The following is a 21239-nucleotide window of genomic DNA, read 5'->3' on the forward strand; positions in this document are numbered from 1 at the left end:
CATTATAAAATTTAAATAAAATATTACAAATATTCCCATTTTTTATAAAATTTATCTTAATTATTTTTTAAATTTGTATTTAATATAAATAAACTCTTATATAATGTTTAAAAATAACCATAAAGGAGTTTTTATGCTTAATCAAAATAATCAAGAGCTTTTTAAGCCAAGTAAAGAATTTTCTCGTAATGCTCGTATAAAAAATTTATGTGAATACTATGATTTATGCGATGAAGCCAAAGAAGATTTTGAAGGTTTTTGGAAAAGACAAGCACTTGAGAAGATCGAGTGGTTTTCGCCTTTTTCAAGAGTGCTAAATGAGGATAAAGCTCCATTTTATAAATGGTTTGAAGGTGGAACTTTAAATGTAAGCTATCAATGTCTTGATCGTCATATGAAAACAAGACGCAATAAAGCTGCTTTGATTTTTGAAGGTGAAATGGGGGATTATGAAGTTTATACTTATAGAAGATTATTGCATGAAACTTGCAAGGCAGCCAATTTGCTTAAAAAATTCGGAGTAAAAAAAGGCGATAGGGTTGTAATTTATATGCCTATGATTCCAGAAACAGCTATAGTAATGTTAGCTTGTGCAAGGATTGGGGCTATTCATAGTGTGGTATTTGGAGGGTTTTCTCCTGAAGCCTTAAGAGATAGAATTATAGATGCAGGAGCTAAACTTGTAGTAACGGCTGATGGTGCTTTTCGTCGTGGCAAACCTTATATGTTAAAACCTGCAGTAGATAAGGCTTTAAGTGAAGGGTGTGAAAGTGTAGAAAAAGTACTTATAGTTATACGCAATAATGAACCTATAGAATATGTTAAAGGAAGGGACTATGTTTATAATGAACTTGTGAAAAATGAATCTTATAAGTGTGAACCCGAAATCATGGATAGTGAAGATTTGTTGTTTTTGCTTTACACTTCAGGATCAACGGGCAAGCCAAAAGGAGTTATGCACGCAAGTGCAGGATATATACTTTGGGCACAAATGACTATGGAATGGGTTTTTGATATTAAAGATTATGATAATTATTGGTGTAGTGCTGATGTGGGTTGGATTACAGGACATACTTATGTAGTTTATGGGCCTTTAGCATGTGGAGCAACGACTATAATGCATGAAGGGACTCCTACTTATCCAAATTCTGGGCGTTGGTGGAGAATGATAGAAGAGTATCAAATAAGCAAATTCTACACTTCGCCAACTGCCATAAGAATGCTTCATGCTGATGCGCCTGATGAGCCAAGAAAATATGATTTAAGTACGCTTGAAGTGCTTGGAACGGTTGGAGAGCCTATAAATCCTAGTGCTTGGAAGTGGTTTTATGATGAAATAGGGGGAGCTAAAAGTCCTATAGTCGATACTTGGTGGCAAACAGAAACAGGTGGACATATGATCACGCCTTTACCAGGCGCTACTCCTTTAAAACCAAGTTGTGCTACCTTGCCTTTGCCAGGAATTTTTGCAGAAGTTATTGATGAAGAAGGCAATAAAAAAGATGAAGGTGAAGATGGATTGCTTTGTATAACCAAACCTTGGCCTTCGATGATTCGTGGAATTTGGGGTAATGATGAACGCTATATAGAAAGTTATTTTTCTCAAGCTAGAAAAGATGGAAAAGCTGTATATTTTAGTGGCGATGGTGCTTTTTATGATAAAAATGGTTATATTACCATCACAGGAAGAACAGATGATGTGGTTAATGTTGCAGGACATCGTATAGGAACGGCTGAAATTGAAAGCGCTATTGCTAAACATCCAAGTGTAGCAGAATCAGCTGTAGTGAGTATTTTGGATGCGATTAAGGGCGAGTCACTGTTTGCTTTTGTGGTTTTAAGTCCTACATCCAGTTGTGATCTTGGCGGAGCTATAGAAACTTTAAAAGAACTTAATGACATTTTAAGAGTAGAGATAGGACCTATAGCTAAAATAGAAAAAATTCTTTATACTCCAGGTTTGCCAAAAACTAGAAGTGGTAAAATAATGAGAAGAATTTTAAGAACTATAGCAAGAGGCGAAGAAATCAAACAGGATATTTCAACACTTGAAGATTCTGGAGTAGTAGAAACCATTGTTAAATTAGCTAAGGCAGAGTTTGAATAACAAGGCAAAAAGAACTTTGCCTTGTTGCATAAAAATTCATAAAAATAAGCTATAATGATAAAAAAATAAAAGGAAATTTTTATGCTTCAAACTTGTATTTTCCCTGCGGCAGGTTATGGGACGAGATTTTTACCTGCAACAAAAACTTTACCTAAAGAGATGTTACCTATCTTAACCAAACCTTTGATCCATTATGGGGTTGATGAAGCTTTGGAAGCAGGAATGGAAAATATGGGATTTGTCACAGGACGTGGAAAAAGAGCTTTAGAGGATTATTTTGATATTTCTTATGAACTTGAACATCAAATTTCAGGTACAAAAAAAGAATACTTACTTGATGAAATTCGCTCTTTGATCAATCGTTGCACCTTTACTTTTACAAGACAAAATCAAATGAAAGGCTTAGGTGATGCGGTTTTAAAAGGTAAACCTTTGGTTGGCGATGAAGCTTTTGGTGTAATTTTGGCTGATGATTTGTGTGTTAATGAAGAAGGCTTAAATGTTATGGCTCAAATGGTAAAAATTTATGAAAAATATCGCTGCACCATCATAGCTGTGATGGAAGTACCAAAAGAGCAAGTTTCAAACTATGGAGTAATTTCTGGAAATTTTGTAGAAGAAAATCTTATCATGGTTAATTCTATGATAGAAAAACCAAGTCCTGATGAAGCTCCAAGTAATCTTGCTATCATAGGAAGATATATTTTAACTCCTGATATTTTTGGAATTTTAGAAAATACTAAAGCGGGAAAAAATGGAGAAATTCAACTTACCGACGCACTTTTAACTCAAGCAACCAATGGTATGGTTTTAGCTTATAAATTTCAAGGGAAACGCTTTGATTGTGGAAGTGTAGAAGGCTTTGTAGAGGCGACAAATTATTTTTACGAGAAAAGTAAATGTTAAACAATACACTTTTTTTTAAACAAAGTGAAATTCATACTATAAGCTCTTATGCAAATCGTATTAATGATGAGGTAAAAAGTGGAGATGTAGGGTATTATCATCTTATTGACACAAGTTTGAATTTAATCGATGAGAGCTTGAAATTTATTCAAGATAAAGAATATGTAAAAAATATCGTTTTAGTGGGAATGGGAGGTTCAAGTTGTGGTGTAAAAGCCTTGCGCGATATGCTTTTTAATGAAAAAAGCAACCAAAGAGAGCTTTTTATACTCGATAACACAAGCTCACATTCTTTTAATAAGACTTTAGAAAAAATCAAGCTTGAAGAAAGTTTGTTTTTAATCATCAGTAAAACAGGTAGCACTATAGAAGTCGTATCACTTTTTAAACTTCTTATTGAACATTTTAAACTTGATATGCAAGAATTAAAAAAATACTTTGTTTTTATTACCGATAAGGATTCAAAACTTCATAAAGAAGGTGAAAATTTAGGTATTAAATGCTTTTTTATCCCTGCAAATGTAGGAGGTCGTTTTAGCATACTTTCAGCCGTGGGTATAGTTCCACTTTGTTTTTGTGGCTATAATGCCAAAGCTCTTTTAGAAGGAGCTAAAGCTTGTTTTGAAGATTTTTTTACTCGCAAAAAAGATGAAATTTTACAAAAGGCTTATCATTATTGCACACACAAAAATGCCAATATCAATGTGCTTTTTTCATATAGTGATGCTTTTAAAGGCTTTAACGAATGGTATATCCAGCTTATTGCTGAAAGTTTAGGTAAAAAGCAAGGCTATAAACGCATAGGTTTAACTCCTATTGCACTCATTGGTGCAAGAGATCAGCATAGTTTTTTACAACTCATCATGGATGGACCTAAAAATAAAACTGTAACTTTTTTAAAAATCAAAGACGCTCAAAAAGCACCTATTATCCCTGATATTCATTTTAAATTTTTAGATTCTTTAAGTAATAAAGTCAATCTTCACGAACTTTTAAACGCTCAATGTGATGCAACTATGCATGCTTTAATCGCTGAAAATTTGAGTGTTGATGTGATAGAACTTGAAAAACTTGACGCTTGGCATGCGGGATATTTGATGTATTATTATGAACTTTTTACTTCAACTTGCGGTGTTATGCTAGGGATTAACACTTATGATCAACCTGGTGTGGAAGTTGGAAAGTTGATCTTAAAAAATATATTAAATTCTTAATCAAAATTCATTAAAAAAAGAGTATAATGATTTTAAGTTAAAATTATAATAAAAATTTTTAATTAATAATAATTATTATTTAAGAATTTTATGCTATAATTTTAAAAACCAAAAAAAGGAGTCAATCATGTCAGTTACAAAACAATTATTACAAATGCAAGCAGATGCCCATCATCTATGGGTTAAATTTCATAATTATCATTGGAATGTAAAAGGTTTGCAATTTTTTTCTATACACGAGTACACAGAAAAAGCTTATGAAGAAATGGCAGAACTTTTTGATAGTTGTGCTGAAAGAGTTTTACAACTTGGCGAAAAAGCTATCACTTGCCAAAAAGTTTTAATGGAAAATGCAAAAAGTCCAAAAGTTACAAAAGATTGCTTTACTCCGCTTGAAGTCATAGAACTGATCAAACAAGATTATGAATATCTTTTAGCAGAATTTAAAAAACTCAATGAAGCAGCAGAAAAAGAAAGTGATACCACAACAGCTGCTTTTGCGCAAGAAAATATCGCAAAATATGAAAAAAGTCTTTGGATGATAGGCGCTACTTTACAAGGTGCTTGCAAAATGTAATTTAAGGGGCTTTATGCCCCAATTATACAAACTAGGTTATAATATCCTTTTTTAAAGGATAAAATTGAAAGTACTTAATTTTTTTTATGAAAATCACCCTAAATTTGAAGTAAGTTATGAAAGAAAAAATCAAATTTCAAAACCAAATATTATCATAAAAGGCCCACGATTTTGTGGTAAAAAAACGCTTATTTTTAATTTTTTATCTCAATTTAAAGCAAGTGAAATTTTGTTTTTAGATTTATATGATACACGTTTTGAAAAACAAAGTTTAGAAAGACTTGCTGATTTTTTGAATGAAAATTTACAAATTAAAATTCTTTGCCTTTATAATTTGGATTTTATCCCTAATTTAGAAAAAATTAAAATTCCCATCATCTTAAGTACAAATATAAAAGATTTAAATATAAATGGGTTTGAAGAACTTGAACTTGATTATTTTGATTTTGAAGAATTTATTAGTGTAAGTAAGAAAAATTTACCTATAAATAATTTAGTAGGTCTTTTTTTGCAAAGTGGACGGAGTAAATTTGGAGAAAAAAACATACTTTTAAGACAAAGCTTTACTCTTTTAGAATTAGAAATTTTAAAGTATTTAGCTTTAAATTTGGGTCAGCAAATCAGTATTTCTAAGATATTTATAGAACTCAAAAAAAGATTAAAAACTTCAAAAGATAGTGTTTATCAAGCTATAAAAAAATTAGAAAATACTTATGTGATCTATATTTTAAAACATGATGAAAAAAAACTTCAAAAGATTTATTTTAAAGATTTTGGCCTAAGAAATAATCTTTGTATTTCAAAGGATTTTTCACATTTATTTGAAAATTTAGTTTTAAGCGAGTTGTTTAAATTTAAAGAAGAATTTTTTTATAACAAATACTTTAACTTTTATAGCCAAATATCTAAAATTGCTTATATTTCAAGTCCAACTTTAGATATTGATTTGATCAAGCTACGTGCTAAGAAAATTTTACCAAAGGCTTTAGAACTTGGAATTTTTCATGTGATTTTTATCACTCTTTCAAGCGAGGATAGTTTTTTTGAGCAAGGGGTTAAATTTGAAATCATATCTTTTGATAAATTTTCACTTGGATTTTAGGCGTTGTTTGATTTTGTATCGTATTTTTCAAGGTTGTATCGTTTGATGATTTTTGTAATAAGATTGATATAATATCCCTTGTGTTCAGAATAAGAATCTAAAGTTTTAATAGCCTCTAGCCCTGTTATCTCTTTGCCTTCGCTTTCAAATTTAGCTCTTGCATCGCGAAACTTTTCATAAGCAAAATGACGATTTAAATTTAAAACATAAGAGTCAACACTATCTTGCAGACTATCAAAAATTTTAATTTTGTGTTTTTTATCTGGATGTCTTAAATCAGGAATTAAACCTTTCTCACCCCAAGTCCATTCTCCAAAAAGATTGTTTGCTTCTCTTGCGAAGCGACTTGTACCTGTAGCACTTTCAACTAAAGCTTGGGCTATACCCATGGATTTTGGAATTTTTTGAATACGTTTTTTATATTCTGCAAAATCATAAAGATTTTCAATGCGATATTTGTTTTTTATCGTGATAAGTTTTTCAAGATTTGTTTGATTTGAAGTCCTAAAGCCTGTTTTGTAAGCATCTTTAAAAAAGGCTTCAATAAAAGCTCTTTCTTGTTCAATTTTTTTAAAGCTTTGATCAAACATTTCATTCATTTTTATAAAAAAAATTTGTCTTTTTTGATCTATATCAAGTTTGTAATATTCCTCTCCAAAGCCATTTTTTAGATCATCACCAAAAAGTGGGATTAGAAAAAGACTAAGAAAAATTATAATTGGCTTCAAAACAATACTTTACCTTTCCTTCAAAAAACAATTCTTCATTTTTATATGTAAACCCAACCTCTTCACCACTTTTAGGAGTTATTTTAACTTTATTTTGTACTTTTTTATTTAAAAATGCCAGATAAAAACAAGCCCCCATTCCTGTGCCACAAGCTAAGGTTTCATCTTCAACTCCGCGTTCATAGGTGCGAACTTTTAAATGATTTTCATCTAAAATTTTTACAAAATTAACATTGGCATTATATTTTTGTCTCATTTTTTGACAAAGTATTGTATCAAATTCATCTAAATTTTGACAAAAATGCACTAGATGTGGAACTCCAGTGTCGCAAAGTTGCCAAGTTTTTCCTAATTCTTCAAAAGTATTTTGCACGCTTTTTATTTTGCCTAAAGATACTTCAACTTTATCTTGATTTACCTTTGCTTTTATTATTCCTGCACCGGTTAAAAAACTCATGTTAGGATTTATTTTGTTAATATGATGTGCAAAATGTGCCGCAGCCCTTGAGCCATTGCCACACATAGCAGCCCTTGAGCCATCGTTATTATAAAATTCCCATTCAAAGTCGTATTTTTCATGAGGCAATATCACGATAAAGCCATCTCCACCTATGCCCTCATAACGATTGCAAAGTTCTTTAGCTAAAGTACTTCTATCTTCTTTTCTATCAGCATTTGTTATGACAAAATCATTTCCACTTGCACAATATTTATAAAATTTCACATTTTTCCTTTAGAAATTTCTTGTATTACTTTAACACATTCTTGTCTAAAATCGGCATAAGAATTAGTATTTTTAATGATAAAATCTGCTTTTTTAAGTTTTTCTTTAATATCTATTTGAGAATCAAGTCTCGCTTTTGCAGCTTCTAAGCTAAGCTTATCTCTTTGCATAATTCTTTTAAGGCTTAATTCTTTAGGTGTGTAAATTACTATGACTTTGCCTAAATTTTCATAAGTACCGCTTTCAAAAAAAAGAGGAATTTCTACAAAAAAAGCTTTATTTTCTTTATCTAGAATTTGCATTTGTTCTAAAATTTTAGCTCGAATTTTAGGATGAGTGAAATTTTCTAAGGTTTTTTTAGCTTCTTTGTTGTTAAAAACAATTTCTCCAAGGATTTTTCTATCGATTTTCTTTTCTTTTGTGAGTAAATTTTTTAAGTTAAAGGGAGAAAAAATCTTTTCAAGTTCTAAAGCATTTTCATCTAAAATTTTATGAGCAATTTTATCTGCGCTAATGCTTTTAAAGCCTAAAGAATTCGCTATTTCTATAAAAGTGCTTTTACCACAAGCAATTGAAGCGGTTACAAAAAAAGCATTTTTCATCTTATGCCTTATTAAAACTTTTTTCGTTAAAATACCTTTTTAGTTCTTAAAGGAAAATAAATGAAAATTTCATATGAAGATGCAGGCGTAAGTATAGATAATGGAAATGCCTTTGTAGAGGCTATAAAACCTTTGGTTAAAGAAACTTTTAATGATAATGTTGTAGGCGGAATTGGTTCTTTTGCTGGTGCTTTTAGAATGCCAAGTGGTTTTAAAAAGCCTGTGATTTTAGGTGCAACAGATGGTGTTGGTACCAAGCTTCGCTTGGCAATTGATGCTAAAAAATATGATACTATAGGGCAAGATTTAGTAGCAATGTGTGTGAATGATTTGATTTGTAATTTTGCTACGCCTTTGTTTTTCCTAGATTATTATGCTACAGCCAAGCTCGAAGTAGAAGTAGCAAAGGCTGTTGTATCAGGCATTGCCAAGGGATGTAAGATGGCAAATTGTGCATTAATCGGCGGAGAAACTGCTGAAATGCCTGGAATGTATGCAAAAGATGATTTTGATCTTGCGGGTTTTGCAGTGGGTATGGCTGAAGAAGATGAGATCGATAGAAGTAAATTTGTTAAAAATGGTGATATTTTATTGGCACTTCCTAGTTCAGGACTTCATTCAAATGGTTATTCTTTAGCTAGAAAAGTACTTTTTGAAAGTTTAAAATTAAAATTTGATGACAAGATAGAGGGTAAAAATTTAATTGATATTTTATTAGAACCTACAAGGATTTATGTGCGTGATTTTCTTACACTAAAGCCTTATATCAGTGCTCTAGCTCATATTACAGGGGGTGGTTTAGTAGAAAATTTACCACGCGTTTTACCTCGTGGTATGGGTGCAACTATACGCAAACATCATCTTAAAACTCCTGAAATTTTTTATACTATAGGACAGGCTGTAGAAGAAAGCGAAATGTATAGAAGCTTTAACATGGGAGTGGGTTTAGTAATGGTTGTAGATCCTTCTAATGTAAGTAAGGTTTTAGAAAATTCAGATGCCTTTATTATCGGCGAAATTTGCATTAATGAAGGTATTGTTTTAGAGTGAAAAGAATTTATTTTTTAAGATATTTTAAGAGTAAATTAAAAAAATAATAAGGAAAAGTGATGAAAAATATTGTCTTTCATTCGGATGGTTTTGGAGATTTATTAGTTTGTTTTAAAGCTTTGTATGCTATAAAGCAACTCTATCCAGAGTATAAATTATTTTTATTAACAAATGGATTAATGGAAAGTGATTTTTTAGAAAAAATTCCATTTATTGATGAAGTTTTGATTTATAAGGATGATTTTTTAGAAAAAATTCAAAGCAAAAATCCAGTAATTTTTATTACCACATGAAGACAAGGTTTATATTTTAAAAAATTAAAATTTTTAAATGTTCAAAAATGTATAGTATTCCCTCATCTTATTAGTATAATTTCTAAAAATTTAATCACACCTTTACCATTTTTTAGAGCTAAAAAACATATGAGTGAAATTGTTTTAAAATTGGTTAGGATGATTAATACTAGGCATTTTGATAAAAATTTTAATCAAATTGATTTTTCTAAAATTAAAAATTTATTACCTTATGATGCAAGATTAAGTGATAATTTTTTTAAACAAATTGATACAAAATATGAAAAAATTATAGGTATTAATGCTTTTTCAAATAATAGCGAATATAGAGGATTTAATTTTTTTATAAAAGATTGGATAGGGCTTGCAAGGCAACTTTCTTTAAAATATCCTAAATTTTTATTTATACTTTTAAATTTTAGTACGAATTCTATTCAGTATAATATTGATCAGAATGCAAATTTGAAAGTTTTCTGTAATAATAAAAATATTGCTTCTTTGGTAAGTATTTCTCAAAAGCTAGATTTTTTAATTACTGTTGATACTGGAAATTTACATCTTTGTGATATTTTACAAATTCCTACTTTGGCTTTTACAAGTAGTCTTGCAGCTTATAGATTTGGAGGTGGAAGTTATGGAGGTAGATTTGATAAATTGATAGTAAAACTAGCTTGGCAAAAAGAATATAGAAAAATTTATGAAATTTTTACTAAAAAAGCAGAAAATAATTTAGAAAATTTATAGTTTTTATAAAATAATAAATATTTATTATTTAAAGATACTGCTATTTTTGTAGCGTTTTGCTCTTTTGGCAAAGGATTGGTTTGTGCTAGATAAAAGGCTACAAGTACATTTACAAGCATAGCGATAAGTAAAAGAGGAGTGGTTCGTTTTATAATATCCATTGGAGCTACTTTTGCAAATCCAGCTAAAGCTATGATTCCGCCTGCTATTGGTGAAGCTGCGCGACCTAAACAAGATGCAATTTCTATAGGTAAAACTAGAGTAATAGGTGCAACGCCTAATTTTGTAGCTATATCAGGAGCTAGTTTTCCAAAAGCATTAAAAGCAGCAATTCCACTTCCCATAATCACTGTGGCAAAATAAACTAAAAAGCTTAAAATAGCTATACTCAAAAGAATTCCAAACCATGCAAAATTTCCTGTTCCAAGATTTGAAACCGCGTTAGCAAGGATATTAACTCCACCAAGTGCTTTAATGCCTTCAGCAAATACTCCAGCAGCGATGATTATGCTTACGACTGAGATAAAAATTTCAGCCATAGCTTTTAAAATCACCATCATATCTTCGCCTAATTTTCTAGCATTTCTGTGTCTTGCAAATTCAACAAGAAAAACTAAAGAAATACTTACAAAATTTGCTGTCACAACATCGAGCTTGATAGTAAAAAAATACGCTGTAAATAAAAATACAACAGGTAACCAAGGAAAGAGTATATAAAAAGTGGGACATTTAGGATCAATGATTTGCGGAATTTCAACTTCATCATTTAAAACACCTTTTTCTTTATCTCTTTTATCAATCCAAGCAAAATAAAAAGGAATCAAGATGGCAATAACTACAACATAGGCAATCACACTATAAATTTGGTAATTTAAAAAAGCCCTACGACATTATCACTTTGTCCTACCATATCTGCCATATTGATTGAATTTCCATCTTTTGGACCATAATCAAGTGCAATTAAAGAAAGCACGCATACAGCTGTAATAGGACGGATTTTAAGTGAGATTAAAACAGGATAAATACATGCTAACAAAAGCAAAAGCAATCCAGCATAGCTAGAAATGACAATTTTTAAAGCCATTCCAACAACAAAAGTTCCACTTAAAATCAAGTATTTATTTTTGATTTTTCCTAAGGGTTTATTTGCTAAAAAAGCAAGTTTTGCCGAAGCATTGATATGTTTCATATAAGCAGCAAAACCTGCCACACTCATGATAATAAGTCCTACTCCAGAAAGCTGGCTTTTAAAAGTCGCTGTGATAAAAGCATAGCTATCAAGTAAAACATTTAAAAAGCTTGCATGTTCTCTGCTTGGGGCTTTTGGTATAGGTGTTCCTGTGATGTAAAAAGCAAAAATAAGCAAGATAATACCTGAAAGAAAAAATACAAAAATGGGATTGTATTTTTTGAGTATATAATAAGCAACGACAATTACCGCTAAAAGTGTAGAACATATCATAAAAATTGGCATGATTTCTCCTGAATTTACAGCTTATGAATTTAATTTTAGCTAAATTTTTAAATAAAAAATATTTTTTATTTAAAAATTACTTATTTTTTGTATTGCAAAATTAACATATGTATAGTTTGGTTACTGAAAAATTTATATTTACATAAAAAATGATTTTTGTATTATAATTATAAATAAATCATAAATGTCACAAAGGATTTAGTATGGCAAGAATTTTGGCATTTGATATAGGTATAAGCTCTATTGGTTGGGCATTTAGCGAAAATGATGAGTTAAAAGATTGCGGAGTTAGGATTTTTACAAAGGCTGAAAATCCTAAAACAGGAGAATCCCTAGCCTTACCAAGACGCCTTTCAAGAAGTGCTAGAAAACGCCTTGCTAGACGCAAAGCAAGGCTAAATCACTTAAAACATTTAATCGCAAATGAATTTAAGTTAAATTACGAAGATTATCAAAGCTTTGATGAAAGTTTAGCTAAGGCTTATAAAGGCTCTTTAATTAGCCCTTATGAGTTAAGATTTAGAGCTTTAAACGAGTTTTTAAGTAAGCAAGATTTTGCAAGAGTGATTTTACATATTGCAAAAAGGCGTGGCTATGATGATATTAAAAATAATGGTGATGAAGAAAAAGGCGAGATTTTAAAAGCTATCAAGCAAAATGAAGAAAAATTAGTAAGTTATCAAAGTGTAGGCGAGTATCTTTATAAAGAGTATTTTCAAAAATTCAAAGAAAATTCCAAAGAATTTATAAATGTTAGAAATAAAAAAGAAAGTTATGAACGCTGCATAGCGCAAAGTTTTTTAAAAGACGAATTAAAGCTTATTTTTCAAAAACAAAGAGAATTTGGCTTTTCTTTCTCAAAGAAATTTGAAGAAGAAGTGCTTAGTGTAGCATTTTATAAAAGGGCTTTAAAAGATTTTTCTCATTTGGTGGGAAATTGTAGTTTTTTTACTGATGAAAAAAGAGCGCCAAAAAATTCGCCCTTAGCTTTTATGTTTGTAGCGCTTACAAGAATTATCAATCTTTTAAACAATCTTAAAAATACTGAAGGAATTTTATATACAAAAGATGATTTAAACACGCTTTTAAATGAAGTTTTAAAAAACGGCACTCTAACTTATAAACAAACAAAAAAGCTTTTGGGCTTAAGTAATGATTATGAGTTTAAAGGAGAAAAAGGAACTTATTTTATTGAGTTTCAAAAATACAAAGAATTTGTAAAAGCCCTAGGTGAGCATAATTTAAGCCAAGATGATTTAAATGAAATAGCAAAAGATATTACCCTTATAAAAGATGAGATTAAACTTAAAAAGGCTTTAGCAAAATATGATTTAAATCAAAATCAAATTGATAGCTTAAGCAAATTGGAATTTAAAGACCATTTAAATATAAGTTTTAAAGCCTTAAAACTTATCACTCCTTTAATGCTTGAAGGTAAAAAATACGATGAAGCTTGCAATGAGCTTAATTTAAAAGTAGCAATTAATGAAGATAAAAAAGACTTTTTACCCGCATTTAATGAAACTTATTACAAAGATGAAGTAACTAATCCTGTGGTTTTAAGGGCGATTAAAGAATATAGAAAGGTCTTAAATGCCTTGCTTAAAAAATACGGTAAAGTGCATAAAATAAACATTGAATTAGCAAGAGAAGTAGGTAAAAATCACAGTCAAAGAGCTAAAATAGAAAAAGAGCAAAACGAAAACTACAAGGCCAAAAAAGACGCCGAACTTGAATGTGAGAAACTAGGCTTAAAAATAAATAGCAAAAATATTTTAAAATTAAGATTATTTAAAGAACAAAAAGAATTTTGTGTTTATAGTGGAGAAAAGATTAAAATTAGTGATTTGCAAGATGAAAAAATGCTTGAAATTGACCATATTTACCCTTATTCTAGAAGTTTTGATGATTCTTATATGAATAAAGTTTTAGTTTTTACCAAGCAAAATCAAGAAAAACTTAATAAAACCCCCTTTGAAACCTTTGGCAATGATAGAGTAAAATGGCAGAAAATTGAAGTTTTAGCAAAAAATTTACCTACTAAAAAGCAAAAAAGAATTTTAGATAAAAACTACAAAGACAAAGAGCAAAAAGACTTTAAAGATAGAAATCTAAACGATACTCGCTACATCGCAAGGCTTGTTTTAAACTATACTAAAGATTATTTAGATTTTTTACCTTTAAGTGATGATGAAAATACAAAATTAAACGACACACAAAAAGGTTCAAAAGTGCATGTAGAAGCAAAAAGCGGTATGCTAACATCCACTTTAAGACACACTTGGGGCTTTAGCACTAAGGATAGAAATAACCATCTTCATCATGCCATCGATGCAGCAATTATTGCTTATGCAAACAACTCTATCGTAAAGGCTTTTTCAGATTTTAAAAAAGAGCAAGAAAGTAACACTGCAGAACTTTATGCAAAAAAAATTAGTGAATTAGATTATAAAAACAAAAGGAAGTTTTTTGAGCCTTTTAGTGGTTTTAGGCAAAAGCTTTTAGATAAAATTGATGAAATTTTTGTCTCAAAACCTGAGAGAAAAAAGCCAAGTGGAGCTTTACATGAAGAAACATTTAGAAAAGAAGAAGAATTCTATCAATCATACGGCGGAAAAGAAGGAGTTTTAAAAGCCCTAGAGCTTGGTAAAATCCGCAAAGTAAATGGTAAAATGGTTAAAAATGGCGATATGTTTAGAGTGGATATTTTTAAACACAAAAAGACAAATAAATTTTATGCTGTGCCAATTTATACCATGGATTTTGCTTTAAAAGTATTACCAAATAAAGCCGTGGTGCAAGGTAAAGATAAAAAGTCAGGTCTTATAAAAGATTGGATTTTAATGGATGAAAATTATGAGTTTTGCTTTTCTTTATACAAAGATAGTTTGATTTTAATTCAAACTAAAGATATGCAAGAGCCAGAACTTGTTTATTATGAAAGGCTAGATAGCTCAAATGCTAGCCTAACTGTTTCAAAACACGATAATAAATTTGAAACGCTAAGCAAAAATCAAAAAATATTGTTTAAAAATGCAAATGAAAAAGAAGTAATCGCAAAAAGCATAGGAATTCAAAATCTAAAAGTATTTGAAAAATACATAGTTTCAGCACTTGGAGAAGTGACAAAGGCTGAGTTTAGACAAAGAGAAGATTTTAAAAAATGAGTTACGATGAAGCTTTTAAAACACTGCTTATTAGCTCTAATGCCAAGCTAAATTTAGAGCTAAATCATCTTGTGATTAAGCAAGATGAAAATGTAGCAAAATTGTTTTTAAAAGATATAAACATCATCGTTTTAGAAAGCTTGCAAGCAAGCCTGAGTTCCGCACTTTTTAACGCTTTTGCAAAGCATAAAATCATCTTGCTAACCTGTGATGAAACTCATAGTATAAATGGTGTTTTTACTCCTTTTTTAGGGCATTTTCAAAGTGCAAAAATCGCAAAAGAGCAAATGAATGTAAGTGCTCAAAAAAAGGCTATTTTATGGCAAAAAATCATTAAAAACAAAATCCTAAATCAAGCCTTTGTTTTGAAAAAACACAATAAAATAGAGCAAAGCAATGAGCTTATAAATTTGGCTAAAAAAGTAACCTTAAATGATAGTAAAAATATTGAAGCTGTTGCGGCGGTGTTGTATTTTAAAACTTTGTTTGGTGCTTCTTTTTCAAGAGATGAGCTTTGCTTTGAAAATTCTGCTTTAAATTATGGCTATGCAATCATTAGGGCTTGTATTATTAGAGCAGTTTGTATCAGTGGACTTTTGCCTTGGCTTGGCATAAAGCACAATAATATTTATAATTCTTTTGCGCTTTGTGATGATTTGATAGAAGTGTTTAGGGCTAGTGTTGATGATTGTGTTTTAGAACTTGTGGGTGAAAGTGAGTTTTTAAACAAAGATGACAAAAGAGCGTTGATTGGTCATTTACAAAGCAAAATCAATTTTGATGGGCAAAATTATCCTTTAAATAGAGCGATAAATCATTATGTGGCAAATTTTAAAAATGCTTTATTGTATGAAGATGAACTAAAGATAGTGAAATTTGATGATTGAAGATAAATTTATGCGTGTGCTTTTGATGTTTGATGTGCCAACTAAAAGTAAAAAAGAGCAAAAACTAGCAAGTAAATTTAGAAACAATCTTATAAAATTAGGTTATTTTATGCTGCAATTTAGCGTTTATATGCGTATTTGCAAGGGTTTAAGTTCCGCAAAAAGTTCTATTGAAAATGTAAAAAAGATTTTGCCACCTTATGGAAATGTAAGGGCTTTAATCATCACTGAAAAGCAGTTTGATAAAATGGAGCTTTTGCTTGGTGGCATAGTTTTTAACGAAAAAGTTAATAACGAAACTAATTTAACGCTTTTTGATATAGATAGTCATGGAGAATTTAAATACAAAAATTCAAATAATGAAGAAATTCAAATAAACAAAAAACAAGAAAAATATCACCAGCAAAATTTATTTGAATTTTAAAAGCGGTTTTAGAGGATTGTAACCCCGCAGAGTCCCGCAAACTCTTTATTTTAGTCCCTTTTTAAATTTCTTATGAGATTATAGCATAATTTTTGCTATTTTTATTAAAAAACCCTGAAATTTTCATTATCTGGTAAATATCTATTTTACCATAAAGAAATTTAAAAAGGGACTAAAAACCCTAGTGGATTGAAACTCCGCTAGGGCTAATTACTCCACTAAAAGGAGGTTGCAAATTTGAAATTTATTGAAATTTATGGTTGATTAAAATCGAAATAAAATTATTTAAATAATTTTAAGGCATAAAGATAATATCCACTAAACTTTCATTTTCTAACATTTCACATTCTTTTGGCACCACCATAAGGGCAGCTTTATTGTTAAGATTGTTTATAATCGCACTAGAGCCTTCTTTTTTACCTTCAAGATTAGCTAAAATGCGTCCATTTTCAAACTTTATGTTACAAGCGACAAATTCCAAATAAGGTGTTTTTTTCTTGTAGCTTCCTTGTAAGAAGGCTTTGCAAATATAGTCTTTAGGCTGAAGTAACCAAGAGTTTAAAATCTCTCTTGCGTAAAGATTAAACATTACCATAGCCGAGTAAGGAAAACCTGGTAAGGCGATAATGAATTTTTCATTAGCCTTGGCTATTTTGATATGTCTACCTGGTTTTATGTCGGCTTTATCGATGATGATTTCGTATTCTTTGACAGCTTTTTTCAAAAAGTCAAAATCCCCCATAGAAACTCCGCCAGTTGTAACTAAAATATCACAACTTTGCAAAGCACTTTCAAGGGTAGAAAAAGTGGCTTTTTCATCATCTTTTAAAAGAGGAAAAACCCTTGTATCGCAATTTAAATTTTTAGCTAAATTAGCTATGGCGATATGATTTGAAGAGCGGATTTGAGCAGGATTTTCCAAGGCTTCTCCTAGATCTTTGATCTCACTTCCGCTACTTAAAACCCCTACAATAGGCTTTATAAACACACTAATGTGAAAAAATCCAAGTTCAGCCAAAAGAGCTATTTCGCTATAATTTAACCTTGTGCCTTTTTTGAGTAAAATTTCATCTTTTTTATAGTTTTCTCCTACCGCACGCACGGCAAAAGTTTGGGGAACTTTTTTTTCTATAAAAAGAGTATCATTTTCTACGCGTACATTTTCAACAGGGACTAAAGTATCGCTTCCTTCGCTCATGAGTGAGCCTGTAAAGGTTTTTACACAAGTACCATTTTGCACGCTAAATTGTGGCATAGTGCCCGCAGGTGTGAGGCCTAAAATTTTTAAAGTTTTATTTTGATCTTCAAATTTGATCGCATAACCATCCATAGCCGAAGTTGGAAATTCAGGCTGATTTTTAGGGGCTTTTATGTCTTGAGCTAAAATGCGTCCTAAACACTCTGTAAGAGCTATTTTTTCAATCTTTTCATAGGTTTTGATATGAGAATGTAAAATTTTTAAACTTTCTTCATAAGACATTAACATTTTTTATCCTTTTAAAAGTCCTGCACCACAAAGTTTGGTTGATCTTTCTTTGGCATAAATTCTTTCTTTGTTTATCACATCATACTTCCAAATGGGTGCACTTGCTTTAAAATCTTCAACAAATTCATTAAGAAGTTTAAGTCCTAATTTTCTTTGTTTGCTTAAAATTCCTGCAAAATAAGAGCTTTCATGAACCGCCACATCGCCTATAGAGTGAGCAAAAAGCAAGCTAATACCATCAAAATCTACTCTTTTTTGCCACTCATCAAACCATTTTTTTAAAAGCGGTTCATAAATATCAAAACTAAGTGCCTCAATACCTCCTTCTTCACGCACAATACCACAAAAAGTCAGTAAAGCACCGCAGTTTTTATCCTTGGCAAATTTATACCATTGGCTATAAATTTTAGGAATATCTAAAGAACCTTGATAAAGTGTAAAATGTTTCATTTAACCCCCACAAACTGGCGGTAAAAGTGCTATTTTATCACCATCTTTTAACTTAGTGTTTTCATCAAAAATGATTTCATCGTTTAAAGATACGGCACAAAGTTCTAGCCATTCTTTTAAACTCTCATCTTTTTGCAAAATTTCTTTTAATTCTTTTAAATTTTTTACCTCAAGTTCTAAATTTTCTTTATTTATGGGGCCTAAAAATTCCACTTTTACCATTTTATTCCTTTACTTCTAAATTTCCCATCATTCCTAAATCTTCATGTTCTAAAATATGACAATGATACATTCTAAGCCCTTTAAAATCTTGTTTCATTCTAAGTCTTAATTCTTCATTAGGACGCACATTTATAGTATCTCTTAAGGCTCTAAATTCGGCTTTTTGAACTTTGCCATTGAGTTTTGATGAGATGAGTTCAAATTGCGTGCCATGTATATGGAAAGGATGATCCATATGAGATATGTTTATCACTATCCAGTCTTCAACTACTCCAAGTTTGGAGCTTAAATCAATGCGTTTTAAATCATAGCTTTTGCCATTGATTAAAAACATAGATGCAAGAGCGATTTTTAATTCGCTTTCACTTTTTCCCATCATACCATGCATTTGCATATGATCTTCACTCATGATTATTTCTTTAAATTCCTTAGGTTCTTCTGAAGGTTTGAAAATTTTTAATTTTTTTGGAAGTTTTACATTTTCTTTTTTTAGGTTAATATTGGCTAGAAATAGGGTATTAGGTTCTTCTTTTACCATCATTTTATCCCTATCATAATAAGCACTTTCTAGCTTAAATTCCCCATCTTTTGGAGCGTCGATTAAAACTTCTACACGAGAAGCAGGACTTAAGAAAAGTTCTTCTTTATAAATAGCTTTTTCTATAAGTCCACCATCAGTACCAACAAGTATAAACTTAGCTCCTTGTATGCGTAAATTTAAATATCTTGCCGCAGTAGCATTATAAATGCGTATGCGTTCGTTTGTGGCGAGTTTGATTTTAGGTTTAAATTGTCCATTGATGAGTACAAATTCTCCTTCTCTACCATTTAGCCAATCATTTAGGTTATTGTTTGGAATTTGAGCGTTTTCATCAAGACGCAAATCGCTAATCATCAAATCTTTTTCTTTTAAATGACTTAAAGCATCTTTTTTTGCTTTGATCACAAAAGCCCCTGCTAAACCCATAAAAACTTGTTTAGAAGCCGTATAATGAGGATGTGGATGATACCAGTAAGTTCCTGCGCTATCTTGAGGAATTTCAAAACGATATATTCTTTCTTCTCCTGCTAAGATAGGATCATGTGGGCTTCCATCTTGATCAGGTGGCACAGGAACGCCATGCCAATGTATAGTTGTAGCTTCTTTGAGTTTGTTTTTGACTAAAATTTCAAGTTTATCTCCTTCAAAAACTTCTATTTTTGGAGCAGGCACGAGGCCATTGTAAGTATAAAATAAGGTTTTTTTACCTTTGATAAGCTCTATATGATTTTCTTTGATTTCTAGGGTAGTACGAAAAATATTTTTTTCTTTACTTTCATTTTTGAGTAAAGGCAAGGCTTTTAAAATTTCTCCTTGGGGGAATTGTTTTGGATCTAAAAGCTTTAAATTTTTTGGAGCAAAGTTTATAAAAGAAGTATCTAAGTCATGATTTATAGAATGATTTTTATGCATGGAGTGCATATCGTACATAGGATTTGCATAGGCTACACCCATACTTGCTAGAGTAAGTGCATTAAATTTTAAAAAATTTCTTCTATTCATTAGTTTTTCCTTTTGCTTGATTTTTTGTATTATAGTCATTATTTTTTTAGTTTTAGTAAATATTTATTTTGAAAATTTGGTTTAATTTTGTTATGATTTTAGCAATTTAATCAAGGAAAAATAATGTTTTATGAAAAAATTCAAACTCCAGCTTATATTTTAGAAGAAGATAAATTAAGAAAAAATTGTGAGCTTTTAGCAAGCGTTGGTGAAAAAAGTGGTGCTAAAGTGCTTTTAGCTTTAAAAGGTTTTGCTTTTTCAGGAGCGATGAAAATTGTTGGAGAATATCTAAAAGGTTGTACTTGTAGCGGACTTTGGGAAGCAAAATTTGCTAAAGAATATATGGATAAAGAAATTCATACTTATTCACCTGCTTTTAAAGAAGATGAAATAGGTGAAATAGCCAGTTTATCTCATCATATAGTGTTTAATTCTTTAGCTCAATTTCATAAATTTCAAAGCAAAACACAAAAAAATTCCTTAGGTCTTCGTTGTAATGTTGAATTTTCTCTAGCCCCAAAAGAACTTTACAATCCTTGTGGAAGATACTCAAGACTTGGAATTCGTGCTAAAGATTTTGAAAATGTGGATTTAAATGCTATAGAAGGACTTCATTTTCACGCACTTTGCGAAGAAAGTGCCGATGCTTTAGAAGCTGTTTTAAAGGTTTTTGAAGAGAAATTTGGCAAATGGATAGGGCAAATGAAATGGGTGAATTTTGGAGGAGGACATCACATCACCAAAAAAGGCTATGATGTTGAAAAACTTATTGCTTTGTGTAAAAATTTCAGTGATAAATATGGTGTGCAAGTTTATCTTGAACCAGGTGAAGCGGTAGGTTGGCAGACAGGAAATTTAGTAGCTAGTGTAGTAGATATCATAGAAAATGAAAAACAAATTGCTATTTTAGATACTTCAAGCGAAGCGCATATGCCAGATACTATCATCATGCCTTATACAAGTGAAGTTTTAAATGCTAAAATTTTAGCCACAAGAGAAAATGAAAAAATTTCAGACTTAAAAGAAAACGAATTTGCCTATTTGCTTACTGGAAATACTTGTTTAGCAGGTGATGTAATGGGAGAATATGCCTTTGATAAAAAGCTTAAAATCGGCGATAAAATTGTTTTTTTAGATCAAATTCATTACACCATTGTGAAAAACACAACTTTTAATGGCATAAGACTTCCAAATCTCATGCTTTTAAATGCAAAAAATGAACTTCAAATGATAAGAGAATTTTCTTATAAGGATTATTCTTTAAGAAATTAGTATTATTTATAATTTGCATAAAATGTTAATTTTACTTGGAAGAGAATCAAAGACATAAATTTTATGCAAAGTATTTTATTTTTTCAAATATAAAATCAACTCAAATATCTAATTTTAAATACTTTGGTATGATTTTTTTAAGATTTTAAATCCTTGTGGAATTTTATTGAAATTCAGTGATTTTTAAATCAAATAGTATTAAGATAAATTGATTTAAAAATCGGCTTTAAAATGAATATTAGGTATATTTTGCATAATATTTATTCA

General features: G+C 30.3%; 19 protein-coding genes and 1 pseudogene. 12 read left to right on the forward strand and 8 right to left on the reverse strand.

The features are described from left to right. Window positions 1–133: 133 nt before the first annotated feature. The 5 genes from acs to AJ939_RS00215 all read left to right on the forward strand — a co-directional run bounded on the left by acs (window position 134) and on the right by AJ939_RS00215 (window position 5906). Window positions 134–2107: an acetate--CoA ligase gene (acs, locus tag AJ939_RS00195; protein WP_044780402.1), complete on the forward strand. Its 1974-nt coding sequence runs from the start codon at window positions 134–136 to the stop codon at window positions 2105–2107. A gap of 81 nt (window positions 2108–2188) precedes the next feature. Further along, window positions 2189–3013, forward strand: coding sequence for a UTP--glucose-1-phosphate uridylyltransferase GalU (galU, locus tag AJ939_RS00200; protein WP_002871129.1), 825 nt, complete (start codon window positions 2189–2191; stop codon window positions 3011–3013). Further along, the gene (locus tag AJ939_RS00205) at window positions 3007–4227 is read left to right on the forward strand and encodes a glucose-6-phosphate isomerase (RefSeq protein WP_044780403.1); all 1221 of its coding nucleotides are present in this window, start codon (window positions 3007–3009) and stop codon (window positions 4225–4227) included. The genes galU and AJ939_RS00205 overlap by 7 nt, the downstream gene beginning before the upstream one ends. Window positions 4228–4354: 127 nt before the next feature. Next, window positions 4355–4804: a Dps family protein gene (locus AJ939_RS00210; protein ID WP_002871127.1), complete on the forward strand. Its 450-nt coding sequence runs from the start codon at window positions 4355–4357 to the stop codon at window positions 4802–4804. A 64-nt stretch (window positions 4805–4868) separates the two neighbouring features. Continuing rightward, window positions 4869–5906: a DUF4143 domain-containing protein gene (locus AJ939_RS00215; protein WP_044778910.1), complete on the forward strand. Its 1038-nt coding sequence runs from the start codon at window positions 4869–4871 to the stop codon at window positions 5904–5906. Here AJ939_RS00215 and AJ939_RS00220 read toward each other — a convergent pair. From AJ939_RS00220 to coaE, 3 genes are read right to left on the reverse strand one after another with little or no spacing between them, the layout of a single operon-like run. After that, a complete protein-coding gene (locus AJ939_RS00220) occupies window positions 5903–6634 on the reverse strand; it encodes a glucosaminidase domain-containing protein (RefSeq protein ID WP_070276027.1) in 732 nt (243 codons plus the stop codon). The two genes, AJ939_RS00215 and AJ939_RS00220, sit on opposite strands and share 4 nt — an antisense overlap. Continuing rightward, window positions 6609–7358 carry a diaminopimelate epimerase gene (dapF, locus tag AJ939_RS00225; RefSeq protein ID WP_002858895.1) on the reverse strand — a complete coding sequence of 250 codons (750 nt, stop codon included), beginning with the start codon at window positions 7356–7358 and terminating at the stop codon, window positions 6609–6611. Before dapF ends, AJ939_RS00220 begins: the two co-directional genes overlap by 26 nt. Continuing rightward, complete coding sequence (gene coaE / locus AJ939_RS00230) at window positions 7355–7960, reverse strand: dephospho-CoA kinase (RefSeq protein WP_044778907.1); 606 nt, start codon at window positions 7958–7960, stop codon at window positions 7355–7357. The genes dapF and coaE overlap by 4 nt, the downstream gene beginning before the upstream one ends. A 60-nt stretch (window positions 7961–8020) precedes the next feature. Between coaE and purM the strand changes: the two genes are divergently transcribed. The 3 genes from purM to AJ939_RS10795 all read left to right on the forward strand — a co-directional run bounded on the left by purM (window position 8021) and on the right by AJ939_RS10795 (window position 10047). Continuing rightward, window positions 8021–9010, forward strand: coding sequence for a phosphoribosylformylglycinamidine cyclo-ligase (gene purM, locus AJ939_RS00235; RefSeq protein ID WP_002855427.1), 990 nt, complete (start codon window positions 8021–8023; stop codon window positions 9008–9010). A gap of 59 nt (window positions 9011–9069) precedes the next feature. Beyond that, window positions 9070–9303, forward strand: a complete 234-nt coding sequence (locus tag AJ939_RS10790; protein WP_173405596.1) for a hypothetical protein — start codon at window positions 9070–9072, stop codon at window positions 9301–9303. Window positions 9304–9432: 129 nt separating this feature from the next. After that, window positions 9433–10047 carry a hypothetical protein gene (locus AJ939_RS10795; RefSeq protein WP_173405597.1) on the forward strand — a complete coding sequence of 205 codons (615 nt, stop codon included), beginning with the start codon at window positions 9433–9435 and terminating at the stop codon, window positions 10045–10047. Here AJ939_RS10795 and dcuC read toward each other — a convergent pair. After that, a pseudogene (gene dcuC / locus AJ939_RS00245) lies at window positions 9999–11521 on the reverse strand (C4-dicarboxylate transporter DcuC). The gene AJ939_RS10795 and the pseudogene dcuC overlap by 49 nt on opposite strands. Window positions 11522–11724: 203 nt before the next feature. Between dcuC and cas9 the strand changes: the two are divergent. The 3 genes from cas9 to cas2 are packed head-to-tail and all read left to right on the forward strand — an operon-like array spanning window position 11725 to window position 15999. Further along, window positions 11725–14688 carry a type II CRISPR RNA-guided endonuclease Cas9 gene (gene cas9 / locus AJ939_RS00250; RefSeq protein WP_070240634.1) on the forward strand — a complete coding sequence of 988 codons (2964 nt, stop codon included), beginning with the start codon at window positions 11725–11727 and terminating at the stop codon, window positions 14686–14688. Continuing rightward, window positions 14685–15575, forward strand: a complete 891-nt coding sequence (gene cas1 / locus AJ939_RS00255; RefSeq protein ID WP_044780406.1) for a type II CRISPR-associated endonuclease Cas1 — start codon at window positions 14685–14687, stop codon at window positions 15573–15575. The genes cas9 and cas1 overlap by 4 nt, the downstream gene beginning before the upstream one ends. Next, window positions 15568–15999: a CRISPR-associated endonuclease Cas2 gene (cas2, locus tag AJ939_RS00260; protein WP_002797817.1), complete on the forward strand. Its 432-nt coding sequence runs from the start codon at window positions 15568–15570 to the stop codon at window positions 15997–15999. Before cas1 ends, cas2 begins: the two co-directional genes overlap by 8 nt. 295 nt (window positions 16000–16294) lie before the next feature. Here the strand turns inward: cas2 and AJ939_RS00265 are convergent, their stop codons facing one another. From AJ939_RS00265 to cueO, 4 genes are read right to left on the reverse strand one after another with little or no spacing between them, the layout of a single operon-like run. Continuing rightward, window positions 16295–17485: a molybdopterin molybdotransferase MoeA gene (locus AJ939_RS00265; protein ID WP_002881768.1), complete on the reverse strand. Its 1191-nt coding sequence runs from the start codon at window positions 17483–17485 to the stop codon at window positions 16295–16297. Between the two features lie 3 nt (window positions 17486–17488). Beyond that, window positions 17489–17935, reverse strand: coding sequence for a molybdopterin synthase catalytic subunit (locus tag AJ939_RS00270; RefSeq protein WP_070276026.1), 447 nt, complete (start codon window positions 17933–17935; stop codon window positions 17489–17491). After that, the gene (locus AJ939_RS00275; protein ID WP_002779488.1) at window positions 17936–18157 is read right to left on the reverse strand and encodes a MoaD/ThiS family protein; all 222 of its coding nucleotides are present in this window, start codon (window positions 18155–18157) and stop codon (window positions 17936–17938) included. It lies immediately after the preceding gene. A gap of 1 nt (window position 18158) precedes the next feature. Further along, window positions 18159–19700 (reverse strand): multicopper oxidase CueO, encoded by a 1542-nt coding sequence (gene cueO, locus AJ939_RS00280; RefSeq protein WP_070276025.1) that lies wholly within the window; start codon window positions 19698–19700, stop codon window positions 18159–18161. A gap of 123 nt (window positions 19701–19823) precedes the next feature. Here cueO and nspC point away from each other — a divergent pair, with 123 nt between their 5' ends. Further along, window positions 19824–20972 (forward strand): carboxynorspermidine decarboxylase, encoded by a 1149-nt coding sequence (gene nspC, locus AJ939_RS00285; protein ID WP_070276024.1) that lies wholly within the window; start codon window positions 19824–19826, stop codon window positions 20970–20972. The last annotated feature ends 267 nt before the right edge of the window (window positions 20973–21239 follow it).

It is taken from the genome of Campylobacter sp. BCW_6889 (assembly GCF_001762535.1).
Lineage (GTDB): Bacteria > Campylobacterota > Campylobacteria > Campylobacterales > Campylobacteraceae > Campylobacter_D > Campylobacter_D jejuni.